The organism is Intrasporangium sp. (assembly GCF_030452765.1).
Classification (GTDB): domain Bacteria; phylum Actinomycetota; class Actinomycetes; order Actinomycetales; family Dermatophilaceae; genus Intrasporangium_A.
Window position 1 is genome coordinate 13,758 of record NZ_JAKDLO010000013.1, and the last position, 19,202, is coordinate 32,959.

Genomic DNA, 19,202 nt, shown 5'->3' on the forward strand with positions numbered 1-19,202 from the left:
GTCTAGTTCCGGCCGAGCTCGGAGCCGGGGTTCTTCGGATGCACGGCGGCCCCGGTGGCACCGGGTCGCGGAGCCTCACCCGCCAGCCCACTCAGGTGTCGCCCGAGAGCCGTGAAGGCCCGGATGGTGTCGATGAGGAAGGCAGGGTTCTGAGGGTCCGGCCAGGTGGAGTACTTGACCGCCACCGTCGCGGTCTCGCGGTCGACCAGCACCATCTGCCCGTGGATGCCAAGGCACAGCTGCACCGTGCCGGACGGCCCGGGAATGAACCAGAACTGGTTGCGGTACCAGCCACCGGGCAGGAACGGCTCGTTCTCGGAGGCGGCGAACGCGGCTCGGATGTCCGGGTCCAGGGACCGGGCCGACCGCAGCCAGCCCGCCGGCACGACGGACCGGTCGCCGCATCGTCCGTCGTCGAGCAGGAGCTGGCCGAACCGGGCCAGGTCACGCAGGACTGCGGACACGCCTCCGTCGTGGATCGCCGTGCCGACGCAGTCGCAGGTCACATCGGCGTCCCACTCGGCACCCATCGGCGTCCAGAGGTACCTCGCGATGAGGTTGGCCATCCGGTCCCCCGCCGCGCGCTCGCACACCCAGCCGAGCACGTCTGTGTCAGCGGATCGGTAGGTGAAGTCGCCGCCGTGCGGGCCCTCGGAATCCAGAGTCCTCAGGTAGGCGTAGGCACCGAGTGGCGGTTCGTCGAGCCCAGGGCGCCAGCCCATGTGGCGCTCCATGACCCGGACCTCGGCCTTGGGGTCCTTGTAGGTCTCGCTGAACTTGGCGCCGGTCCGCATGTCGAGCAGGTCGCGCACGCGGGCACCGCTGTACCCGGATCCGGCGATCTCCGGGACGTAGTCGTCCACGGTCTTCTCGACCTCGAGGTGCCCGTCCTGCACAAGGTTGCCGGTCACACAGCCGACCAGGGACTTGGACACGGACATCAGCAGGTGGGCGGTGTCCGCCCGCATGATCCCCTGGTACTGCTCCATGACCACGCGGCCGTCGTGCACGACCAGCACCGCGTCGGTGAAGGTGTCGGCGAGAACCTCCCCGACCGTACCGGTGCCCTTCTCGAGCCGCTGCACCTTGACGGCCTCGAGCTCGGCGCTGCGGTCGGTGACGACCCACGCGTCTCCGGGCACGGGACCGCGGGGGATGCGCTGCGTCGGAATCACCTCACGCAGGTGCAGGAAGGACCATCGATTGTACGGTGCATCCTGCCAGTTCTTCACTGTCACAACGGAATCCGAGGCTGGTGGAAATCCGTGCATGAGCTCCTGGGCAGACATACGGGGCAGTGTATCCCTCGCAGTGTCGAGCGTCCGGGGATCGTCCGACACGGCCGATGCCGCGGGTGGCGCCTCTGGCCTGCCGGCACAACCGGCCGGACCGCCGCCCTCGACGGCCCTTGACGGGTGGCCCCCGGCTTCGCGGCACGTCGCAACGGGGCGATAGCCTGAGGTCCGATCACTGCCGATCCCTGGAGGCTAGCCATGACGGACACGACGTCCACCCGGTCCGCGCTCACGTTCGAGATCAACCGCCGACCCGACCCGACCCCTGCGGAGGCGATCGCGAAGGTTCACGAGAACCCTGGGTTCGGCAAGACCTTCACCGACCACATGGCCGTCATCGACTGGACGTCCGACGGAGGGTGGGCGAACGCGAGGGTGGAGCCCTACGGCCCCTTCCAGCTCGAGCCGGCGGCGGCCGTCCTGCACTACGCGCAGGAGATCTTCGAGGGGATGAAGGCCTACCGGCACGCCGACGGCACGGTCTGGACCTTCCGCCCCGAGGCCAACGCTGCGCGGTTCGCGAACAGCGCCCGTCGTCTGGCCCTGCCCGTGCTCGAGGCGGAGGACTTCATCGAGTCCCTTCGCCAGCTCGTGTCGGTCGACAAGGCGTGGGTGCCAGAGCCCGGTGACAGCGGGGAGAAGAGCCTCTACCTGCGGCCGTTCATGTTCGCCTCCGAGGCCTTCCTCGGGGTACGTCCGGCAGACGGGATCACCTACTGCGTCATCGCGTCCCCGGCCGGTGCCTACTTCTCCGGTGGGCTCAAGCCGGTGACCCTGTGGCTCTCGACCAACTACGCCCGCGCCGGAGCCGGGGGAACCGGCGCGGCCAAGTGCGGCGGCAACTACGCGTCCTCGCTCGCCGGCCAGCTCGAGGGCATCGAGCACGGCTGCGACCAGGTCGTCTTCCTCGACTCCTCGACCCATACGGACATCGAGGAGCTGGGCGGGATGAACCTGTTCGTCGTCTACAAGGACGGGCGCATCGTCACGCCGGAGCTGACCGGCTCGATCCTCGAGGGGGTCACCCGGCGCTCGATCCTCGCGCTGGCCGAGGAGGTGGGCCTGATCCCCGAGGAGCGCAGCATCCCGATCCAGGAGTGGAAGGACGGCGCGCAGAGCGGAGAGATCGCCGAGATCTTCGCCTGCGGCACCGCGGCCGTGATCACGCCGGTGGGCGAGCTGCGGTGGGAGGGCGGTTCGTGCAACCACCGTCGAGACGGCCACGAGGACACCATCGCCCTGAAGCTGCGCAGCAGGCTGCTCGACATCCAGTACGGCCGGGTCGAGGACACCCGCGGCTGGCTGACCCGGCTCGCCTGAGCACGTCGGCGGGACGAGATTCCTCTCGCGAACCGGGAGCACATGCCGCGATCACCACGGCTCACCCTCGACGCGCTCCGCACCGAGATCGAGGACGGCACGATCGACACGGTCATCGTGGCGTTCACCGACATGCAGGGGCGGCTGCAGGGCAAGCGGTTGCACGGCCACTACTTCCTCGAGAAGGCTCTCGAGCACGGAACCGAGGGATGCAGCTACCTGCTCGCCGTCGATGTCGAGATGAACACCGTGGACGGCTACGCGATCTCGTCGTGGGAACGCGGCTACGGCGACATGCTCTTCGACCTCGACCTGACCACGCTGCGCCGCACTCCGGGGGCGAGGCACTCGGCGACCATCCAGTGCGACCTGTCGTGGACCGAGAGTGGTGGTCCGGTTCGTCCCTCGCCGCGAGCGGTCCTGCGCGAGCAGGTCGAGCGGGCTGCCGAGCGCGGTCTCGTGCCGTACTGCGCGACCGAGCTCGAGCTCGTCGTCTTCGAGGACTCCTACGACGCTGCTTGGGACCGGGGCTACACGGGGATGACGCCGGCCAACCGCTACAACGTCGACTACTCGATCCTGGGCGGTGACCGGGTCGAGCCGCTGCTGCGCGAGATCCGTAACGAGATGTATGCCGCCGGGGTCGTGGTCGAGAGCGCCAAGGGCGAGTGCAACCTCGGTCAGCACGAGATCGGGTTTCTCTTCGACGAGGTGGTGCCGACCTGCGACAACCATGTGGTCTACCGCAACGCCGCCAAGGAGATCGCGGCTCGGCGCGGCCAGTCCATCACCTTCATGGCCAAGTACGACGAGCGCGAGGGCAGCTCGTGCCACATCCACCTCTCGCTTCGCGGTGAGGACGGGTCGCTGAGCTTCGCCGACGAGTCCCGGCCCTACGGCCACAGCGAGCTGTTCGACCATCTCCTGGCCGGGGTGCTGGCCACGATGCGCGACCTGACCTACTTCTACGCGCCGAACATCAACTCGTACAAGCGGTTCCAGGCAGGCTCGTTCGCGCCGACAGCGGTGGCGTGGGGGCGGGACAACCGCACGTGCGCGCTGCGCGTCGTGGGCCACGGGTCCAGCCTGCGGGTCGAGAACCGGGTGCCCGGTGGGGACGTCAACCCCTACCTCGCGGTGGCGGCGATGCTCGCCGGTGGCCTGCACGGGATCGCCGAGCGGCTGCCGCTGCCGGACCCGGTGACCGGCAGTGCGTACGCCGCCGAGCTGGAACGCCTGCCCGCGACGCTGCGCGAGGCCCGCGACCTGCTCGCCGCCTCGGGACTGGCTCGCGAGCTGCTCGGTCAGGACGTCGTCGAGCACTACGTGCGCGCGGCCGATGTCGAGCTGGCGGCCTTCGAGTCGGCCGTGACCGACTGGGAGCGGCGCCGTGGCTTCGAGCGGCTCTGAGCCGAATCCTTGAGGAGCAGGAGGACACATGGTAGGCAGGCTGGCCGGAAAGGTGGCGGTCGTCACGGGTGGCTGCTCCGGGATCGGCCTCGCGACGGTCAAGCGGTTCGCCGAGGAGGGCGCGGGGGTCGTCATCGGCGATGTCGACGAGGCGAACGGCCCGCGCGTCGCCGTCGAGACCGGGGCCACCTTCGTCAGGGTCGACGTGACGAGCCAGGAGCAGGTCGAGCAGCTGTTCACGGTCGCCAAGGACACGTACGGGTCGGTCGACGTCGCGTTCAACAACGCCGGGATCAGCCCGCCCGAGGACGACTCGATCCTGCAGACCGACCTCGATGCGTGGCGGCGGGTGCAGGAGGTCAACCTCACCTCGGTCTACCTGTGCTGCAAGGCGGCCCTGCCGTACATGCTCGAGCAGGGCAAGGGTTCGATCATCAACACGGCCTCGTTCGTCGCGGTCATGGGCGCGGCGACCTCGCAGATCTCCTACAGCGCCAGCAAGGGTGGGGTGCTGTCGATGAGCCGCGAGCTGGCGGTGCAGTTCGCCCGTCGGGGCGTGCGCGTCAACGCGCTCTGCCCCGGCCCGGTCAACACGCCGCTGCTGCGCGAGCTGTTCGCGGCGGACGCGGAGCGCGCCGCACGCCGGCTCGTGCACGTGCCGATGGGCCGGTTCGGCGAGCCCGAGGAGATCGCCGACGCCGTGCTGTTCCTCGCCTCCGACGAGTCCAGCTTCATCACCGCGTCCACGTTTCTGGTCGACGGCGGCATCTCAGGCGCCTACGTCACCCCCCTCTGAGGCGACGCGCGAATGGTCAGGCCGGTCATCGGGATCACCACGTATGTCGAGCCGGCGACCCGCGGCGACTGGGTCGAGGTGCCCTCGGCCCTGGTCCCGTATGCCTATGTGCGCCAGGTCGAGCAGGCCGGTGGGCTCGTCGTGCTCGTCCCGCCGCGCCTCGACGGCGACGACGACCTGGTGCGCGAGGTGCTCACGCGGCTGGACGGCGTGATCATCTCGGGCGGGGCGGACGTGGCCCCCGAGCGCTACGGCGCCACGGCACACCACGCCGTGCGCGGCTGCCGCCCCGACCGGGACACGACCGAGCTGGCCGTCGCCCGAGTCACCGCGCAGCTCGACGTCCCAGTACTCGGGATCTGCCGGGGCATGCAGGTGATGGCCGTCGCGGCCGGAGGAGTGCTCGAGCAGCACGTCCCCGAGCGGGTCGGCCACGACGGTCACTCACCTGCCCCGGCGGCATACGGCACCCATGCGGTGGCCACCGTCCCGGGGACGGTTGTCGCGCACCTGCTCGGGGAGCGCCTCGAGGTGCCGTGCCACCACCACCAGTCGGTGCTCACGCACCCCGGCTGCGCGGCCTCGGCGTGGGCGCCCGACGGGACCCTCGAGGCCATCGAGGACGCCGCCGCGCGGTTCCGCCTCGCCGTGCAGTGGCACCCCGAGGAGGGCACCGACCCCCGCCTCTTCGACGCGCTCGTCGCCGCGGCGAAGTGGTATGCCGCCGAGCGGGCTGGCGCAGGCGGCTGAGCAGTCATCGTGGCCGGGGTCTGCTCAGAGGTTGCGGCCCAGGTACTGGACCCCCTCGACCGGCTTGCTCACGTAGGGCTCGATCGGGTCGTAGCCGTCGGCCGCGTACAGCGACCCCGCCTCGGTCATCGTCGGAAGCGTGGTCAGCACCAACCGGCTGACGCCGTTGAGTCTCGCTTGCTCGGTCGCGTTCTCGAGGAGGCGACGCCCGAGCCCCCGGCCCCGAGCCGCGGGACGGACGAAGAGGCGGCGGAGCTCGCAGACAGCCGGGGCCAGCGCCCGCACGCCGACACATCCCCCTGGACGCGCGTCGCCGCCCGCGAGATCGTCGTGGGCGAGCAGGATGAAGCCCGGCGAGGCGTAGTACGAGCGGAGCTCGACCAGCTCCGTATCCATGTCGTCGAATCAAGCACAGACGTCGGCTGCGGACGCATAGCCCTCCACGGCCCGGCGATACTGGCCGAACAGCTGACGCACCATCGCGACATCGTCGTCGTCGAGCGCAGCAGACAACCTCCGGCCCATCCGGCGATGCTACCGCGCGCCGCGGCACCTCCGCCCGCACTCCGTCCGCGCCTGAGGGCTGCTCGGGGCATTGAGCACGGTACGGGCCGTGACAGATCCCCACGCCGATGGTGAAAGTGAGGGGTGCACTTCTTGACGACCGCCTCACCCGGCGAGTCGGGTCCCGCGCCATCCACGATGCGGACACCAGGTTTCCGAGCCGGTGTGCAACGCCATACCCTGACCTTGTGATGAAGCATCTTCTGGCTACCGCCACGCTCATTATCGCCTAGCGCGACGAGAGACCCTCGTCGCGCAGACCTCCCGAACCTTGGGGGGTCTTTTTGTTTCCCGACCCACCCACGAGGGATACGCCGCCAAGCAGACCAAGCCGAGCGGCATACGAGAAGAGCACCGAGGACGAACAACCAAGGAATGAGCATGGAAGCGCTGCACGTCTACGACACGACCCTGCGCGACGGCGCCCAGCAGGAGGGGCTCAACCTCTCCGTGTCGGACAAGCTCGCCATCGCGGGCCTGCTCGACGAGCTCAGGGTCGACTTCATCGAGGGAGGCTGGCCCGGCGCCAACCCCAAGGACACGGAGTTCTTCGATCGGGCCGGACGGGAGCTGACCCTCGGGCACGCGACGCTGGCGGCCTTCGGGGCGACGCGCCGGGCCGGGTCGTCCGCAGCCGAGGACCCGCTCGTGGCGGCTCTGCTCGAGGCCGGTGCCCCCGTGGTCTGTCTCGTGGCCAAGTCACACGTGCGGCACGTCGAGGAAGCCCTGCGGACCACCCTCGAGGAGAACCTCGAGATGATCCGTGACACGGTGAGCCATCTCGTGGCCCAGGGCCGCCGTGTCTTCCTCGATGCCGAGCACTTCTTCGAGGGGTGGCACCTCGACCGCGACTACGCCCTGACGGTGGTGCGCACCGCGCACGAGGCCGGCGCGGAAGTCGTCGTGCTGTGCGACACGAACGGCGGCATGCTGCCGCACCAGGTCGAGCAGGTCGTCGCAGACGTGCTCACGCAGACCGGCGCCCGAGTCGGCGCCCACTGCCACAACGACACCGGCTGCGCCGCCGCGAACTCGGTTGCTGCCGTCCGGGCCGGCGCGACGCATGTGCAGGGCACCGTCAACGGCTACGGGGAGCGCACGGGCAACGCCGACCTGATCACGGTCGCGAGCAACCTCCAGTTCAAGCTCGGCCTTGGCGCGCTCGAGGCCGACGCCTTCCGGCAGGCCATGCCGATCGCCCATGCGATCAGCGAGATCACGAACGTGCCCGCCTACAGCCGCCAGCCGTATGTCGGTGCGAGCGCCTTCGCGCACAAGGCCGGCCTGCACGCCAGCGCGCTCAAGGTCGATCCCGACCTCTACCAGCACATGGACCCAGCCCTCGTCGGCAACGGCATGCGGACCCTTGTCTCCGACATGGCCGGGCGGGCCAGCGTCGAGCTCAAGGCTCGCGAGAGCGGCCTGGACGTGTCGGCCCGCCCCGACGTCGTCGCGAGAGTCCTCGCCGAGGTCAAGGACCTCGAGCTGCAGGGCTGGACCTTCGATGCGGCCGACGCCTCAGTCGAGCTGATGCTGCGCCGAGCCCTCGAGCCCGGGAGCACCGACTACTTCGACATCGAGTCGTGGCGGGTCATCACTGAGGCCACCAGGTCGGGCGAAGCGGTCTCCGAGGCGACCGTCAAGCTGCGTGCAGACGGCCGGCGCACGGTCGCCACCGGTGAGGGCAACGGCCCCGTCAACGCCCTCGACCACGCGTTGCGCCAAGCCATCGCCGTGGCCTACCCAGAGATCGAGAAGCTCGAGCTCATCGACTTCAAGGTGCGCATCCTCGACGCGTCACACGGCTCCGACGCCGTGACCCGGGTGCTCATCGAGACCTCCGACGGCGAGACGTCGTGGAACACGATCGGCGTCGCCGCCAACATCATCGAGGCATCCTGGCGCGCGCTCGTCGATGGCCTCGTCCACGGCCTGATCCGGCAGGGCGTCCCGATCCGCTGACCGGTCTCCACCGGGCACACTGGGGTGATGGCCCTCACGACCGCGCCGCAATGGTTCGGCGTCGTGCTCGACTGCCCCGACGCCTCCGAGCTCGCCCACTACTACCAACAGCTGCTCGGCTGGCGGCTCTACAAGGACACGCCGCAGTGGGCGACCTTGGCACCCGACGAGACCACCGGCTACAACCTCGCCTTCCAGCAGGAGCCGAACTACGTGCGCCCGGTCTGGCCCAGCGTGCCGGGCCAGCCGCTGATGATGCTCCACCTCGACCTGCAGGTCGAGGACCTCGACGCCGCCGTGGCGCGCGCGGTCGGGCTCGGCGCCCAGCTCGCCGCGCATCAGCCACAGGAGGAGGTGCGGGTCATGCTGGACCCCGCGGGGCACCCTTTCTGCTTCTACATCGACGACGACGACGCCACCGATGACACCTGAGCCAGCAGTGCGTCGACCGACGCCAGGAGGCGTTGCCGCAGCCGCTGCCCCCGCCCGCTGAAGCCGCGCTGGGCGGACACGTACTCGGCCTTGCCCTCCGGCGTCTCGATCGGGATCGGCGCGTAGCCGAGCTCGCGCAGGTCGTACGGCGCGGCCCGCATGTCGAGCTCGCGGATGTCGCGGGCCAGCTCGAAGCAGTCGATCGTGAGCTCGCTGCCGACGGCGGGGGTGAGCTTCATCGCCCACTTGTACAGGTCCATCCCGGCGTGCAGGCACCCGGGCTGTTCGTATGCCGCCTGGCCGGCCCGCGTGGGCCGCAACGTGTTGTGGGGGGCGGCGTCCGGGGTGAAGAACCGGTATGCGTCGAAGTGCGAGCAGGCGATCTGGTGTGACTCGACGACGTCGTCGGTGCCCTCGGGGCCGAGCCTCAGCGGCCACGCGGAGTGCCGTACCTCGTCGTGGGGGAGGCGGTAGACCATCGCCCACTCGTGCAGGCCGAAGCAGCCGAACCGGCCGGGTCGTTCGGCCGTACGCGAGACGAGGTCGCGCACGAAGCGGACCGTGTCACCGCGGGCCTCGAGGAAGGCGTCGACATCGAGCGTGACGAGGTCGCCCGCCCTGCGGTAGAACCGCCAGCGTTGTTGGGGCGCGGCGCTGCCGGTCTCGAGGGCGAGGCTGGCCCCGGGGTGCCAGCGGCGCAGCTGAGCCGGGGTCCAGGGGTAGTACGTGAACAGGAAGTCCTCGACCGGGTGGGCGCGTCCCGTCGCCCGCCGGGCCCGATGACCGGCCGTCAGCGCGTCGACCCTCGACTCGTGGGCGGCGCTCGCCGAGCGCCAGGTCGGTTCCGTCATCACGCGCACTCGTCAAGGTTACGGTCGGGGGGCGAGGCGGGCTCGCACAATCCGGCCCGGGCGGGATCGTCGGTGGTCGGGGCACGGCAGGGATGATGGCCGCATGCCCCCCGATACCGAGCCGCCCACCCACCTGCTGCACCGGCTCACTTCGTACTCGCACGACCGGGAGTGGACCGAGCCGGTCCCCGATCCGCGCATCGTGCAGGGCCTCGTTCCGAACGACGAGATGCACCGGCCGCAGTGGTACAAGGCCTACGACGCCGATCTGCCACGCATCTTGCTCACCCCGGACCTGCCGGCCTCGACGGTGCCGGCGCTGGCTGTGCTCGCGGGGACTGCCGAGCCCGGTGAGCACGCCCCACACCCGTCGTTCCCGCCCGACCTCGCCGGCCTCGCCAGGCTCCTGCACCTGTCGGCGGGCATCACCCGGACGACGGTCAACCGGGCCGGTGTGACCATGCTCTTCCGGGCCGCAGGCTCGGCCGGGGCGAGGTTCCCCCTGGAGCTCTATGTGGCCGTACCCGGTGACCTCGACACCGACGTCCCACCGGGCGTGCACTGGTACGACCCCGACGCGCACGCCCTCGTCACGGTCGGCCCGCCCCCGGCCGGCACGGCACCGACCGTCGTCGTGACAGGCGTGCCGTGGCGGACCGGCTGGCGCTACGCGGAACGCGGGTTCCGGCACATCTACTGGGACGCCGGCACGATGCTCGCGCAGCTCGTCGCCCTGGCCGACTCGGCCGGTCTGCCGGCGAGGCTCCACACGGCCTTCCCGGACGCCGAGGTGGCCGCTCTCGTCGGCGCCGACCCGGTGACGGAGTTCCCTGTCGCGGTCGTCGCTCTCGGACCCGGCGACCCTGCCCTGCGCCCCACCGGTGATGCCGTGCCGGGTCGCCACGACGCGGACGGTGTCGTCTTCCCGCTCGTCACGCAGGCACAACGCGCGGGATGCCGCTCCGCGCTCGGCCCCGAGCTGGACCGCGGGCCGGTCGTCGCCCTGGAGACGACCCCCGAACCCGTGACGCCCATCGACGCCGTCGTCGCGGGCAAGGGCTCGATCCGTCGGCTGCGCGCCGACCGCTCGGTTCCTCTGGCCCTGCTGCGCGACGCCATGGCGGTCTCGACGCGCGGCATCGACGTGCCGCACTGGATCGGGGCCAACGCGGTCGAAAATCTCGCCCCTGGCGTGTACCGCTGGCCCGACCTCGAGCCCGCCCGTCGATCCCGGAGCGAAGCGGCGCTACGGGAGGAGCTGCACGGCGCCGCGCTCGAGCAGGGCCTTGCTCACGATGCGTCGTTCGTCGTCATGTCCGGCATAGAGCTGGCCGGCGTCGACGACCACCGGTACCGCGAGGTCCAGCTGCTCGCGGGGCTCGTCGAAGGACGGCTCCATCTGGCCGCCGGGGCCCTCGGCGTCGCCGCGAGTGGTATGACGTTCCGCGACGCCGACCTGCCCGGGCTTCTCGGGCCGGACGTCGCCGGGCTGCTCTGGACCTGTGTCGGGGTGCCGGAGTACCGGACCCGCCCGAGCGGGCGCCCGGGCCAGCCCGCCGAGGTCCATATTGTCTGGCCGCGCTGACATCACGGGATGAAAGCGCAGCGTGGGCGGCGCAGCCGAGAGCGGGAGGGGCTGAGCGACATCCGGGCGCGTCTCTACACTTGGCCACGTGCGCATCGCGAGGTACACGACCGGGGAGGACCCGGCCTACGGCATCGTCCAGGGCGACCCGGGGGGCGAGGTGATCACGCCCCTGACCGGCGACCCGCTCTACGTCGGCCTGACGCCATCGCGCGCCGAGCCCGTCATGCTCGAGGACGTGCGGCTGCTCGCCCCGGTCATCCCGCGGTCGAAGATCGTCGCGATCGGCAAGAACTACGCCGACCACGCCAAGGAGATGGGCGGCGAGGTGCCCGACGAGCCGCTCATGTTCTTCAAGCCCAACACTGCCGTCGTCGGCCCCTTCGACCCGGTCGTGCTGCCGCGGGGGAGCGAGGAGGTCTCCTACGAGGGCGAGCTCGCGGTCGTCATCAAGACGATCACCAAGGGCGTCACGGCCGAGCACGCCGCAGAGTGCATCTACGGCTACACGATCGCCAACGACGTGACGGCCCGCGACTGGCAGCGCCGCGACGGGCAGTGGGCGCGGGCGAAGGGCTTCGACACGAGCTGCCCGCTCGGGCCGTGGGTCGAGACCGAGCTCGACCCGGCCGACCTGTCGATCCGCACGACGCTCGACGGGCAGGTGCGTCAGGCCGGGCGGACGTCCGACATGGTCCACGGGATCGCCTCGCTCATCGAGCACATGTCCGCGGCGTTCACGCTGCTTCCCGGCGACGTCATCCTCACCGGCACGCCGGCGGGTGTGGGGCTCGTCGAGGCGGGTCAACAGGTCACAGTCGAGATCGAGGGCATCGGCACCCTGACCAACACGTTCGTGCGACGGTGAGCACTAGGCTGACCTGCTGTGAGCGACTCGACTGATGACCGTATGCCGCCGAGCGACGACAGCGACGTTCTCGACGACAGCGACGTTCTCGACGACAGCCAGGTAGAGGTGCGACCGGCACCCGGGCCGCGACGCAGCACCTCCGACGGATCCGGGCCGGTGCGCACCCGCGTCGCGCCATCCCCGACCGGCGACCCGCACGTCGGCACGGCCTACATGTCGCTGTTCAACCTCGCCTTCACCCGGCAGCAGGGCGGCCAGTTCGTGCTCCGGATCGAGGACACCGACCGGGCGCGCTTCCGAGAGGACTCGGAGCAGCAGCTCTACGACACGCTCGGCTGGCTCGGCCTGTGGTGGGACGAGGGCCCGGATGTGGGTGGCCCGTTCGCGCCCTACCGGCAGTCGGAGCGGCTCGAGACGTATCGCCCCTACGTCGAGCGGCTCATCGAGTCTGGCCACGCGTACTACTGCTGGTGCTCCAAGGAACGGCTCGCCAAGATGCGGATGGTCCAGGAGAAGACCAAGCAGCCGACCGGCTACGACCGGCTCTGCCACGGCAAGACCCGCGAGGAGCGGGCCGCGCTGCCCGGGTTCACCGAGACGCCGGTCGTGCGGATGCTCGTCCCCGACGACGTGGAGCTGAGCTTCGACGACGTGATCCGCGGCAAGGTCTCGGCTCCGCGACCCGATGACCAGGTGATCCTCAAGGCAGACGGCTTCCCGACCTATCACCTCGCCGTCGTCGTCGACGACCACGAGATGGGGATCACCCATGTCGTGCGCGGCGAGGAGTGGATCAGCTCGACACCGAAGCACATCCTGCTCTACCGGTGGCTGGGCCTGAAGCCGCCGGAATGGGCGCACATGCCGCTGCTGCGCAACCCGGACAAGTCCAAGATCTCCAAGCGCAAGAACCCTGCGGCCCGGCTGACGTGGTTCCGTGAGCAGGGCTATGTGCCCGAGGCGCTGGTGAACTTCCTTGCCCTGCTGGCCTACCCGCCTCAGCAGGATGCCGATGGGCACGACGTCGAGGTCTTCACCTTCGACGAGTTCTCCAAGAGCTTCGACTGGGGCAAGGTCAACCCCGTCGGCCCGATCTTCGACCTCAAGAAGCTCGAGTGGCTCAACGGGGTCTGCATCCGGTCGCTGGACGCCGGTGAGCTAGCCTCGCGGCTGCTGCCCTACCTCGAGGAGGCCGGGGTGCTCTCGGGCAACCCCTCGCTGGGCGAGCTCGGCCGGCTCGAGGCCGTCACTGCGCTCATCCAGACCCGCATGGCGCTGCTGACCGAGGCGCCCGCGCTGGTGGGGCCGTTCTTCGTCGCCGACGACCAGCTCGAGATCCAGCCGGACGCCCGAGCGCAGCTGCGCGACGACACGCCCCGGGTACTCGACGAGGCGATCCGGGTGCTCGGCGACATCGACGATCACGACAAGGGCCTGCTCGGCATGGACAGCGGGTGGAACGCAGCGGCCATCGAGGCGGCGCTGCGCGGGGCGCTCGTCTCGGGCCTCGGTATGAAGCCCCGTGTCGCCTTCGGGCCGCTGCGCACCGCCATATCCGGGGCCCGCGTGTCGCCGCCGCTGTTCGAGTCGATGCAGATCCTCGGCAAGACCTCTACCCTGAACCGGCTCCGCATGCTGCGCGACTCACTGTGACGACTCCGTCGACGTGATGGGTCCCGGGCCACGTGCGCTTGCCTTGTTCGGGCTGGAGGGACGAGCGTGAGTGAGCAGCCCCCCGCGAACGAGCTGCGCGGCATGCGGGCGCTCGTTCTCGACGTCGACGACACGATCCTCGACACCCGCACCGCGATGACGCGGGCGGGCACGGTTGCCGCACGAGCCCTGTGGCCCGGCCCGGGTCGCCCGCACCGGCAGATGGCGCAGCGATACTACGACGACCCCGGCGGCTGGTTCCGCCGTTACACCGCCGGTGAGATCTCCGTGGAACAGATGCGGCTGGCCCGCCTGCGCGACGTCGCCGATGCGTTCCGGCTCGACCTGGCGCACGACGCAGGCGAGCGCTACCTCGCGGCCTACCTCCCCGCGTTCCGGGGCGTCCAACGGCTCTTCGGCGACGTGCCTGCCCTGCTCGCTGCCGCGGACAGGCTCGGCACTCCCGTCGCGCTGCTGACCAACTCGAACCGTGTCGACACCGCGATCAAGCTCGAGGCGCTGGGTCTCGACGCGCGGTTCGACGGGCTGGTCGTGACGACCGACACGTTCGGCATCGGCAAGCCCGACCGGCGCGTCTACCTGGAGGCGTGCCGTCTCGTCGCCGCCGAGCCGGCCCGGACCGTCAGCATCGGCGACAGCCTCGAGTGGGACGTGCTGGGGGCCGTCGCGGCGGGGCTGCGGGGGATCTGGCTCGATCGTGGAGGTTCGGGAGGCACCGGCCATGCCGCCATCCACACCCTTGACACGGTCACTGCCGTCCTCACCGCCATGGCCTGAGTGCTGACCCGGACGAGCCACCGCGTCGATTTGGGCGGGGACGGGCGGACCGGTAGTATTCGTCTTCGGTTCGCCCCGCAGCACGCCTCGGCTCGTGCGGACGTGAAACCCCTTGGGGTATGGTGTAATTGGCAACACAGCTGATTCTGGTTCAGCCATTCTAGGTTCGAGTCCTGGTACCCCAGCCACGGTCTGCGGTGGTGGGCCGATTGGGAGAAAACCGAAGTTCACGCTAGGGTTTTCTTCTCGCGCCGAGTTTGCTCGGTGACGCGACTGGCCCCGTTGTGTAGCGGCCTAGCACGCCGCCCTCTCAAGGCGGTAGCGCGGGTTCGAATCCCGTCGGGGCTACCATGCACGAAGGCCCGGAACCCCAAGGGATCCGGGCCTTCGCCGTATCCTGCCCGTCGGCGACCGTATGCCGTCGGGATGGCCATAGGTGGCTCAGCCGAGCTTGCGCAGGCGGGGGAGCACGTCGGTACAGAACTGGGTGAGGAACCTGGCTTGGTCATCGCCGGGGGCGTGGATGACCAGGTGGTCGAAACCCCAGTCGAGGTACTGCTTGATCTGCTCGAGTGCCTCGTCCGGCTCGCTGGCCACGATCCACCGCTTGGCGACCTGCTCGTCGGTCAGCCCGTCCGCGAGCCGCTCCATCTCGACCGGGTCGTGCACGCCGTGCTTCTGCTCCGCGGTGAGCGACAGCGGCGCCCAGAACCGGCAGTTGCGCACCGCCGCCTCGTGGTCTCGGTCGTAGGACAGCTTGATCTCGATCATCTTGTCGATGTCCTCGCGGGTGCGCCCGGACGTGGCCAGCCCCTCGTCGAGCGCCGGCAACAGCCGGTCCTCGTAGAGATCCCGGCCCTTGCCCGAGGTGCAGATGAACCCGTCCCCGGACCGGCCCGCATACCGCGCCACGACCGGCCCGCCGGCCGCGACGTAGATCGGCACCGGCTCCGCGGGGCGGTCGTAGACGGTCGCGTCGTGGGTGCGGTAGAAGTCCCCCTCGAACGAGACCCGCTCCTGGGTCCACAACCCCCGGATCAGCCGGACCGCCTCGCGGAGCCGGGCGAAGCGCTCCTTGAACTGGGGCCACGGGTTGCCGGCCGCGCCGACGGCGACCTCGTTGAGCGCCTCGCCGGTGCCGATGCCCAGCACGATCCGCCCGGGATGCAGCGCGCCCAGCGTGCCGAACGCCTGCGCCACCACCGCCGGGTTGTACCGGAAGGTCGGGGTCATCACCGACGTGCCGAGCACGACCCGCTCGGTGCGCTCACCCGCGGCCGCCAGCCACGACATCGCGAACGGCGCGTGCCCGCGTCGGTGCCGCCACGGCTGGAAATGGTCCGAGATGAACACCGAGTCCAACCCGAGCGACTCGGCCTGGACGGCATACTCGACCAGCTCCCGCGGCCCGAACTGCTCCGCCGACGCCTTCCACCCGATCCTCAGCACCGTTGTCTCCTCCGCCGTGGACTTCTCCTCGTCAGCGTAGACGGCGGGTGCTCACCAGTGGACGACGACCTTGGTGCTGACCGGGGCCTCGTCGTAGAGCCGCACGATCCCGTTCCAGTCGCGCACGTTGACGCACCCATGGGACGAACCGTTGTAGCCGAGGCGGGCGAAGTTGGACGAGTAGTGGATCGCCTGGCCGCCGCTGAAGAACATCGAGTACGGCATGGGGGTGTGGTAGAGGTTCGAGATGACGTCCTTCTTCTTCCACGTGATGGCGAAGGTGCCCTCCCGCGTCGGGAGAGCCTCGCTGCCGAAGCGGACGTCGAACTGGTACCGCGGAACCCCGTCGACGACCCACGTGAGCATCCGGGTCGACTTGCTGATGCAGATCGCTCGACCCGTGAGGCAGCGCTGGTCGACATCCCAGCTGAGCTTGCCGGGCTTCGGCGCGACGGGCTTGGGGAAGATGTTGTTCAGCTCGTCACGGCTTGGTGGCCGGCTCATCGAGACGATGCGGTTCCAGGTCCGCTCGTCGAGTGTGCCCGTCGCAACGAACCCGCGCTTGGCCTGGAAACCCAGCACGGCACTCGTCGTGTTCGTGCCGTAGTAGCTGGTCACGTCGCCGTGCAGCCAGCGCAGCTGCCGCAGGCGCGCCTGCAGCTCGCGGACCTTCGGTGAGGACGTGCCGGGACGGAGCAGCACGACGGGTGCCGGTTGCGGGGTCGCGCTCGGCGTGGGCTTCGGGGTCGCGCTCGGCCCCCGCGTCGCCGCGGGTCTTGTCGCCTTGGCGGGCCGCGAGGTCGCCCGGGTGGTCGGGGTGGCGCTCGTGGTCGACGGGGCGGGGGATGAAGGCGCGGCGCTCGTCGCCGGCGCCGTGCTCGTCGCAGGGGATGCGCCGACCGGGGTGGAGCCTGCTCGTGGGGTTGCCGTGCTGCAGCCTGTCATGGTCAGGGTCAGGGCCACGCCGAAGCCGACCAGGCCGATGGTTCGGGCGCCGAGGCGGCGCTCGCGTGCAACTCGCATGGTGGTTCCTCCACGACGTACGGGGCTGACACATAGGGTGACGTCACGAGCCGCCGCAAGGTTGGCACGGTGCGGCCAACAGGTCAGAACGTGACCGATCCGTTGTCATTGCCGGCAGACGCTACCGGGCTCAGGCCTCCTGTTGTTGCTGTTGCTGTTGGTGTTGGGCGTGGGCTCGACGCAGCACCTCGGTGAGCTTGTTGGCGCCGGCCACGACCGTTGCCGCGTGCAGGCGTCCGGGCTGGCGGGACAGCCGCTCGATCGGCCCGGAGATCGACACGGCCGCGACGACGCGCCCGGACGGGCTGCGAACCGGCGCCGATACCGAGGCCACACCGGGCTCCCGCTCGGCGACGCTCTGGGCCCAGCCGCGCCGGCGGACGCCGGACAGGGTGGTCGCGGTGTACGCCGCGCCGTGCAGGCCTCGGTGCAGGCGGTCGGGCTCCTCCCACGCGAGCAGCACCTGGGCGGCGGACCCGGCAAGCATCGACAGGGTGGCGCCGACGGGGATCGAGTCACGCAGGCCGACGGGTCGCTCGGCTGCGGCGACACAGATGCGCTGGTCGCCCTGGCGCCGGAAGAGCTGGGCGCTCTCGTTCGTGTGGTCACGCAGCGCCCCGAGCACCGGACCCGCTGCAGCGAGGAGCCGGTCCTCGCCTGCGGCCGAGGCGAGCTCGGCAAGGCGCGGGCCGAGGACGAAACGGCCCTGCATGTCACGGGCGACCAGACGGTGGTGCTCCAGCGCAACCGCGAGGCGGTGAGCTGTCGGCCGTGCCAGGCCTGTCGCACCGACGAGCTGGGCGAGGGTCGCGGGACCCGCTTCGAGGGCACCGAGGACGGTCGCGGCCTTGTCGAGAACCCCGACTCCACTAGACTTGTCCATGACATGATATTGACGTCTCAGGCACTGAGACGTCAATTCGCGCCACGCCGAAAAGGACGACGCTTGACTGACAGGCGACGCGGCCGTGGGGGCCCTGCGGCTGGGTGTCGCCATCCGTCCAGGTGCTGCAGCGGAGGGCAACCATGTCAGGAACACTGGCCGAGAAGGTCTGGGATGCGCACGTCGTCCGGCGCGCCGAGGGCGAGCCGGATCTGCTCTACATCGACCTGCATCTCATCCACGAGGTGACCAGCCCGCAGGCCTTCGAGGGGCTGCGGCTCGCCGGTCGGCCCGTGCGCCGGACCGACCTGACCCTCGCCACCGAGGACCACAACGTCCCGACCACCCCCGGCCCGATCACGGACCCCGTCTCGAAAGTCCAGGTCGAGACGCTCCGGCGCAACTGCGAGCAGTTCGGCGTCCGCCTCTACCCGATGGGTGACATCGAGCAGGGCATCGTCCACGTCGTCGGCCCTCAGCTCGGCCTGACCCAGCCCGGCATGACCGTCGTCTGCGGTGACAGCCACACCTCGACCCACGGTGCCTTCGGGGCGCTCGCATTCGGCATCGGCACCTCCGAGGTCGAACACGTCCTCGCGACCCAGGCGCTGCCGCTCAGACCGTTCCGGACGATGGCGATCAACGTCCGGGGACAGCTCGCCGAGGGCGTCACGGCCAAGGACGTCATCCTCGCCGTCATCGCCCGGATCGGCACCGGCGGCGGCCAAGGCTATGTCCTGGAGTACCGCGGCGACGCCATCGAGGCCCTCTCGATGGAGGCCAGGATGACGATCTGCAACATGTCGATCGAGGCCGGCGCCCGGGCCGGCATGATCGCCCCCGACGAGACGACCTTCGCCTACCTCGAGGGGCGGCCCCACGCGCCGAAGGGCGCCGACTGGGACGCCGCCGTAGCCTACTGGCGCTCGCTGCGCACCGACGACGACGCCGTCTTCGACGCGGAGGTCGACATCGACGCCTCCGCTCTGACACCCTTCGTCACCTGGGGCACCAACCCGGGACAGGGCCTGCCGCTCGGGGAGTCGGTGCCCGACCCCGAGTCCTTCGCCGACGAGAGCGACCGGCTCTCCGCAGCGAACGCCTTGGCCTACATGGGCCTCGAGCCGGGCACGAGGCTGCGTGACATCAAGGTCGACACGGTCTTCCTCGGGTCCTGTACCAACGGGCGGATCGAGGACCTGCGTGCCGCGGCGGCGGTCGTCAAGGGCCGCCGGATCGCGCCGGGCATCCGCATGCTCGTCGTCCCCGGATCGGCTAAGGTGCGCCGACAGGCGGAGACCGAGGGCCTTGACCGGGTCTTCACCGACGCGGGCGCCGAGTGGCGCCTGCCCGGGTGCTCGATGTGCCTCGGGATGAACCCGGACATCCTCTCGCCCGGGGAACGCTGCGCCTCGACGTCCAACCGCAACTTCGAGGGACGCCAGGGCAAGGGTGGACGCACGCACCTGGTCAGCCCGATCGTGGCCGCGGCGACGGCTCTGCGCGGCACCCTGTCGAGCCCAGCCGATCTGAACGCCGACGCACTCCAGGAGGCCTGAG

17 protein-coding genes and 2 tRNA genes are annotated in these 19,202 nt (G+C 70.3%); 13 read left to right on the forward strand and 6 right to left on the reverse strand.

The genetic code is table 11. From position 1 onward, the window contains the following. Nucleotides 1-2: 2 nt before the first annotated feature. Nucleotides 3-1,238, reverse strand: a complete 1,236-nt coding sequence (locus L0H79_RS03025) for a serine hydrolase (RefSeq protein WP_301483066.1) — start codon at nucleotides 1,236-1,238, stop codon at nucleotides 3-5. A gap of 255 nt (nucleotides 1,239-1,493) precedes the next feature. Here L0H79_RS03025 and L0H79_RS03030 point away from each other — a divergent pair, with 255 nt between their 5' ends. From L0H79_RS03030 to L0H79_RS03045, 4 genes are read left to right on the forward strand one after another with little or no spacing between them, the layout of a single operon-like run. Continuing rightward, nucleotides 1,494-2,615 (forward strand): branched-chain amino acid aminotransferase, encoded by a 1,122-nt coding sequence (locus tag L0H79_RS03030; RefSeq protein ID WP_301483067.1) that lies wholly within the window; start codon nucleotides 1,494-1,496, stop codon nucleotides 2,613-2,615. Nucleotides 2,616-2,657: 42 nt separating this feature from the next. Beyond that, on the forward strand, nucleotides 2,658-4,025 hold the full coding sequence (locus L0H79_RS03035) for a glutamine synthetase family protein (protein WP_301483068.1): 1,368 nt from the start codon (nucleotides 2,658-2,660) through the stop codon (nucleotides 4,023-4,025). A 28-nt stretch (nucleotides 4,026-4,053) separates the two neighbouring features. Further along, the gene (locus L0H79_RS03040) at nucleotides 4,054-4,821 is read left to right on the forward strand and encodes a 3-oxoacyl-ACP reductase (RefSeq protein WP_301483069.1); all 768 of its coding nucleotides are present in this window, start codon (nucleotides 4,054-4,056) and stop codon (nucleotides 4,819-4,821) included. A 12-nt stretch (nucleotides 4,822-4,833) separates the two neighbouring features. Further along, entirely contained in the window at nucleotides 4,834-5,571 is a 738-nt protein-coding gene (locus tag L0H79_RS03045) for a gamma-glutamyl-gamma-aminobutyrate hydrolase family protein (protein WP_301483070.1), read from the forward strand. 24 nt (nucleotides 5,572-5,595) lie between these two features. On the opposite strand, the gene L0H79_RS03050 is transcribed toward L0H79_RS03045, so the two are convergent. Beyond that, the gene (locus L0H79_RS03050; protein WP_301483071.1) at nucleotides 5,596-5,967 is read right to left on the reverse strand and encodes a GNAT family N-acetyltransferase; all 372 of its coding nucleotides are present in this window, start codon (nucleotides 5,965-5,967) and stop codon (nucleotides 5,596-5,598) included. Nucleotides 5,968-6,516: 549 nt separating this feature from the next. Here L0H79_RS03050 and cimA point away from each other — a divergent pair. Both cimA and L0H79_RS03060 read left to right on the forward strand, forming a co-directional pair. Continuing rightward, on the forward strand, nucleotides 6,517-8,097 hold the full coding sequence (gene cimA, locus L0H79_RS03055; protein ID WP_301483072.1) for a citramalate synthase: 1,581 nt from the start codon (nucleotides 6,517-6,519) through the stop codon (nucleotides 8,095-8,097). Between the two features lie 27 nt (nucleotides 8,098-8,124). Next, nucleotides 8,125-8,529, forward strand: a complete 405-nt coding sequence (locus tag L0H79_RS03060) for a VOC family protein (protein WP_301483073.1) — start codon at nucleotides 8,125-8,127, stop codon at nucleotides 8,527-8,529. Here the strand turns inward: L0H79_RS03060 and L0H79_RS03065 are convergent. Beyond that, entirely contained in the window at nucleotides 8,493-9,380 is an 888-nt protein-coding gene (locus L0H79_RS03065; RefSeq protein WP_301483074.1) for a 3-methyladenine DNA glycosylase, read from the reverse strand. The two genes, L0H79_RS03060 and L0H79_RS03065, sit on opposite strands and share 37 nt — an antisense overlap. A gap of 103 nt (nucleotides 9,381-9,483) precedes the next feature. Here L0H79_RS03065 and L0H79_RS03070 point away from each other — a divergent pair, with 103 nt between their 5' ends. The 6 genes from L0H79_RS03070 to L0H79_RS03095 all read left to right on the forward strand — a co-directional run bounded on the left by L0H79_RS03070 (nucleotide 9,484) and on the right by L0H79_RS03095 (nucleotide 14,638). Then, complete coding sequence (locus L0H79_RS03070) at nucleotides 9,484-10,965, forward strand: SagB/ThcOx family dehydrogenase (protein WP_301483075.1); 1,482 nt, start codon at nucleotides 9,484-9,486, stop codon at nucleotides 10,963-10,965. Between the two features lie 88 nt (nucleotides 10,966-11,053). Further along, nucleotides 11,054-11,833 (forward strand): fumarylacetoacetate hydrolase family protein, encoded by a 780-nt coding sequence (locus L0H79_RS03075; protein ID WP_301483076.1) that lies wholly within the window; start codon nucleotides 11,054-11,056, stop codon nucleotides 11,831-11,833. Nucleotides 11,834-11,875: 42 nt separating this feature from the next. Then, nucleotides 11,876-13,489 carry a glutamate--tRNA ligase gene (gene gltX, locus L0H79_RS03080; RefSeq protein WP_301483096.1) on the forward strand — a complete coding sequence of 538 codons (1,614 nt, stop codon included), beginning with the start codon at nucleotides 11,876-11,878 and terminating at the stop codon, nucleotides 13,487-13,489. 66 nt (nucleotides 13,490-13,555) lie between these two features. Next, a complete protein-coding gene (locus tag L0H79_RS03085; RefSeq protein ID WP_301483077.1) occupies nucleotides 13,556-14,287 on the forward strand; it encodes an HAD family hydrolase in 732 nt (243 codons plus the stop codon). A 113-nt stretch (nucleotides 14,288-14,400) separates the two neighbouring features. Then, nucleotides 14,401-14,475 (forward strand) — tRNA-Gln (locus L0H79_RS03090). An 87-nt stretch (nucleotides 14,476-14,562) separates the two neighbouring features. After that, nucleotides 14,563-14,638, forward strand: a tRNA-Glu gene (locus L0H79_RS03095). Between the two features lie 90 nt (nucleotides 14,639-14,728). Here L0H79_RS03095 and fgd read toward each other — a convergent pair. From fgd to L0H79_RS03110, 3 genes are all read right to left on the reverse strand, one after another. Further along, nucleotides 14,729-15,736 (reverse strand): glucose-6-phosphate dehydrogenase (coenzyme-F420), encoded by a 1,008-nt coding sequence (fgd, locus tag L0H79_RS03100; RefSeq protein ID WP_301483078.1) that lies wholly within the window; start codon nucleotides 15,734-15,736, stop codon nucleotides 14,729-14,731. Between the two features lie 51 nt (nucleotides 15,737-15,787). After that, nucleotides 15,788-16,759 carry a L,D-transpeptidase family protein gene (locus tag L0H79_RS03105; RefSeq protein ID WP_301483079.1) on the reverse strand — a complete coding sequence of 324 codons (972 nt, stop codon included), beginning with the start codon at nucleotides 16,757-16,759 and terminating at the stop codon, nucleotides 15,788-15,790. A 130-nt stretch (nucleotides 16,760-16,889) separates the two neighbouring features. Next, nucleotides 16,890-17,642: an IclR family transcriptional regulator gene (locus L0H79_RS03110; RefSeq protein WP_301483080.1), complete on the reverse strand. Its 753-nt coding sequence runs from the start codon at nucleotides 17,640-17,642 to the stop codon at nucleotides 16,890-16,892. Between the two features lie 143 nt (nucleotides 17,643-17,785). Between L0H79_RS03110 and leuC the strand changes: the two genes are divergently transcribed. Beyond that, on the forward strand, nucleotides 17,786-19,201 hold the full coding sequence (gene leuC / locus L0H79_RS03115) for a 3-isopropylmalate dehydratase large subunit (RefSeq protein WP_301483081.1): 1,416 nt from the start codon (nucleotides 17,786-17,788) through the stop codon (nucleotides 19,199-19,201). Nucleotide 19,202: the final 1 nt, after the last annotated feature.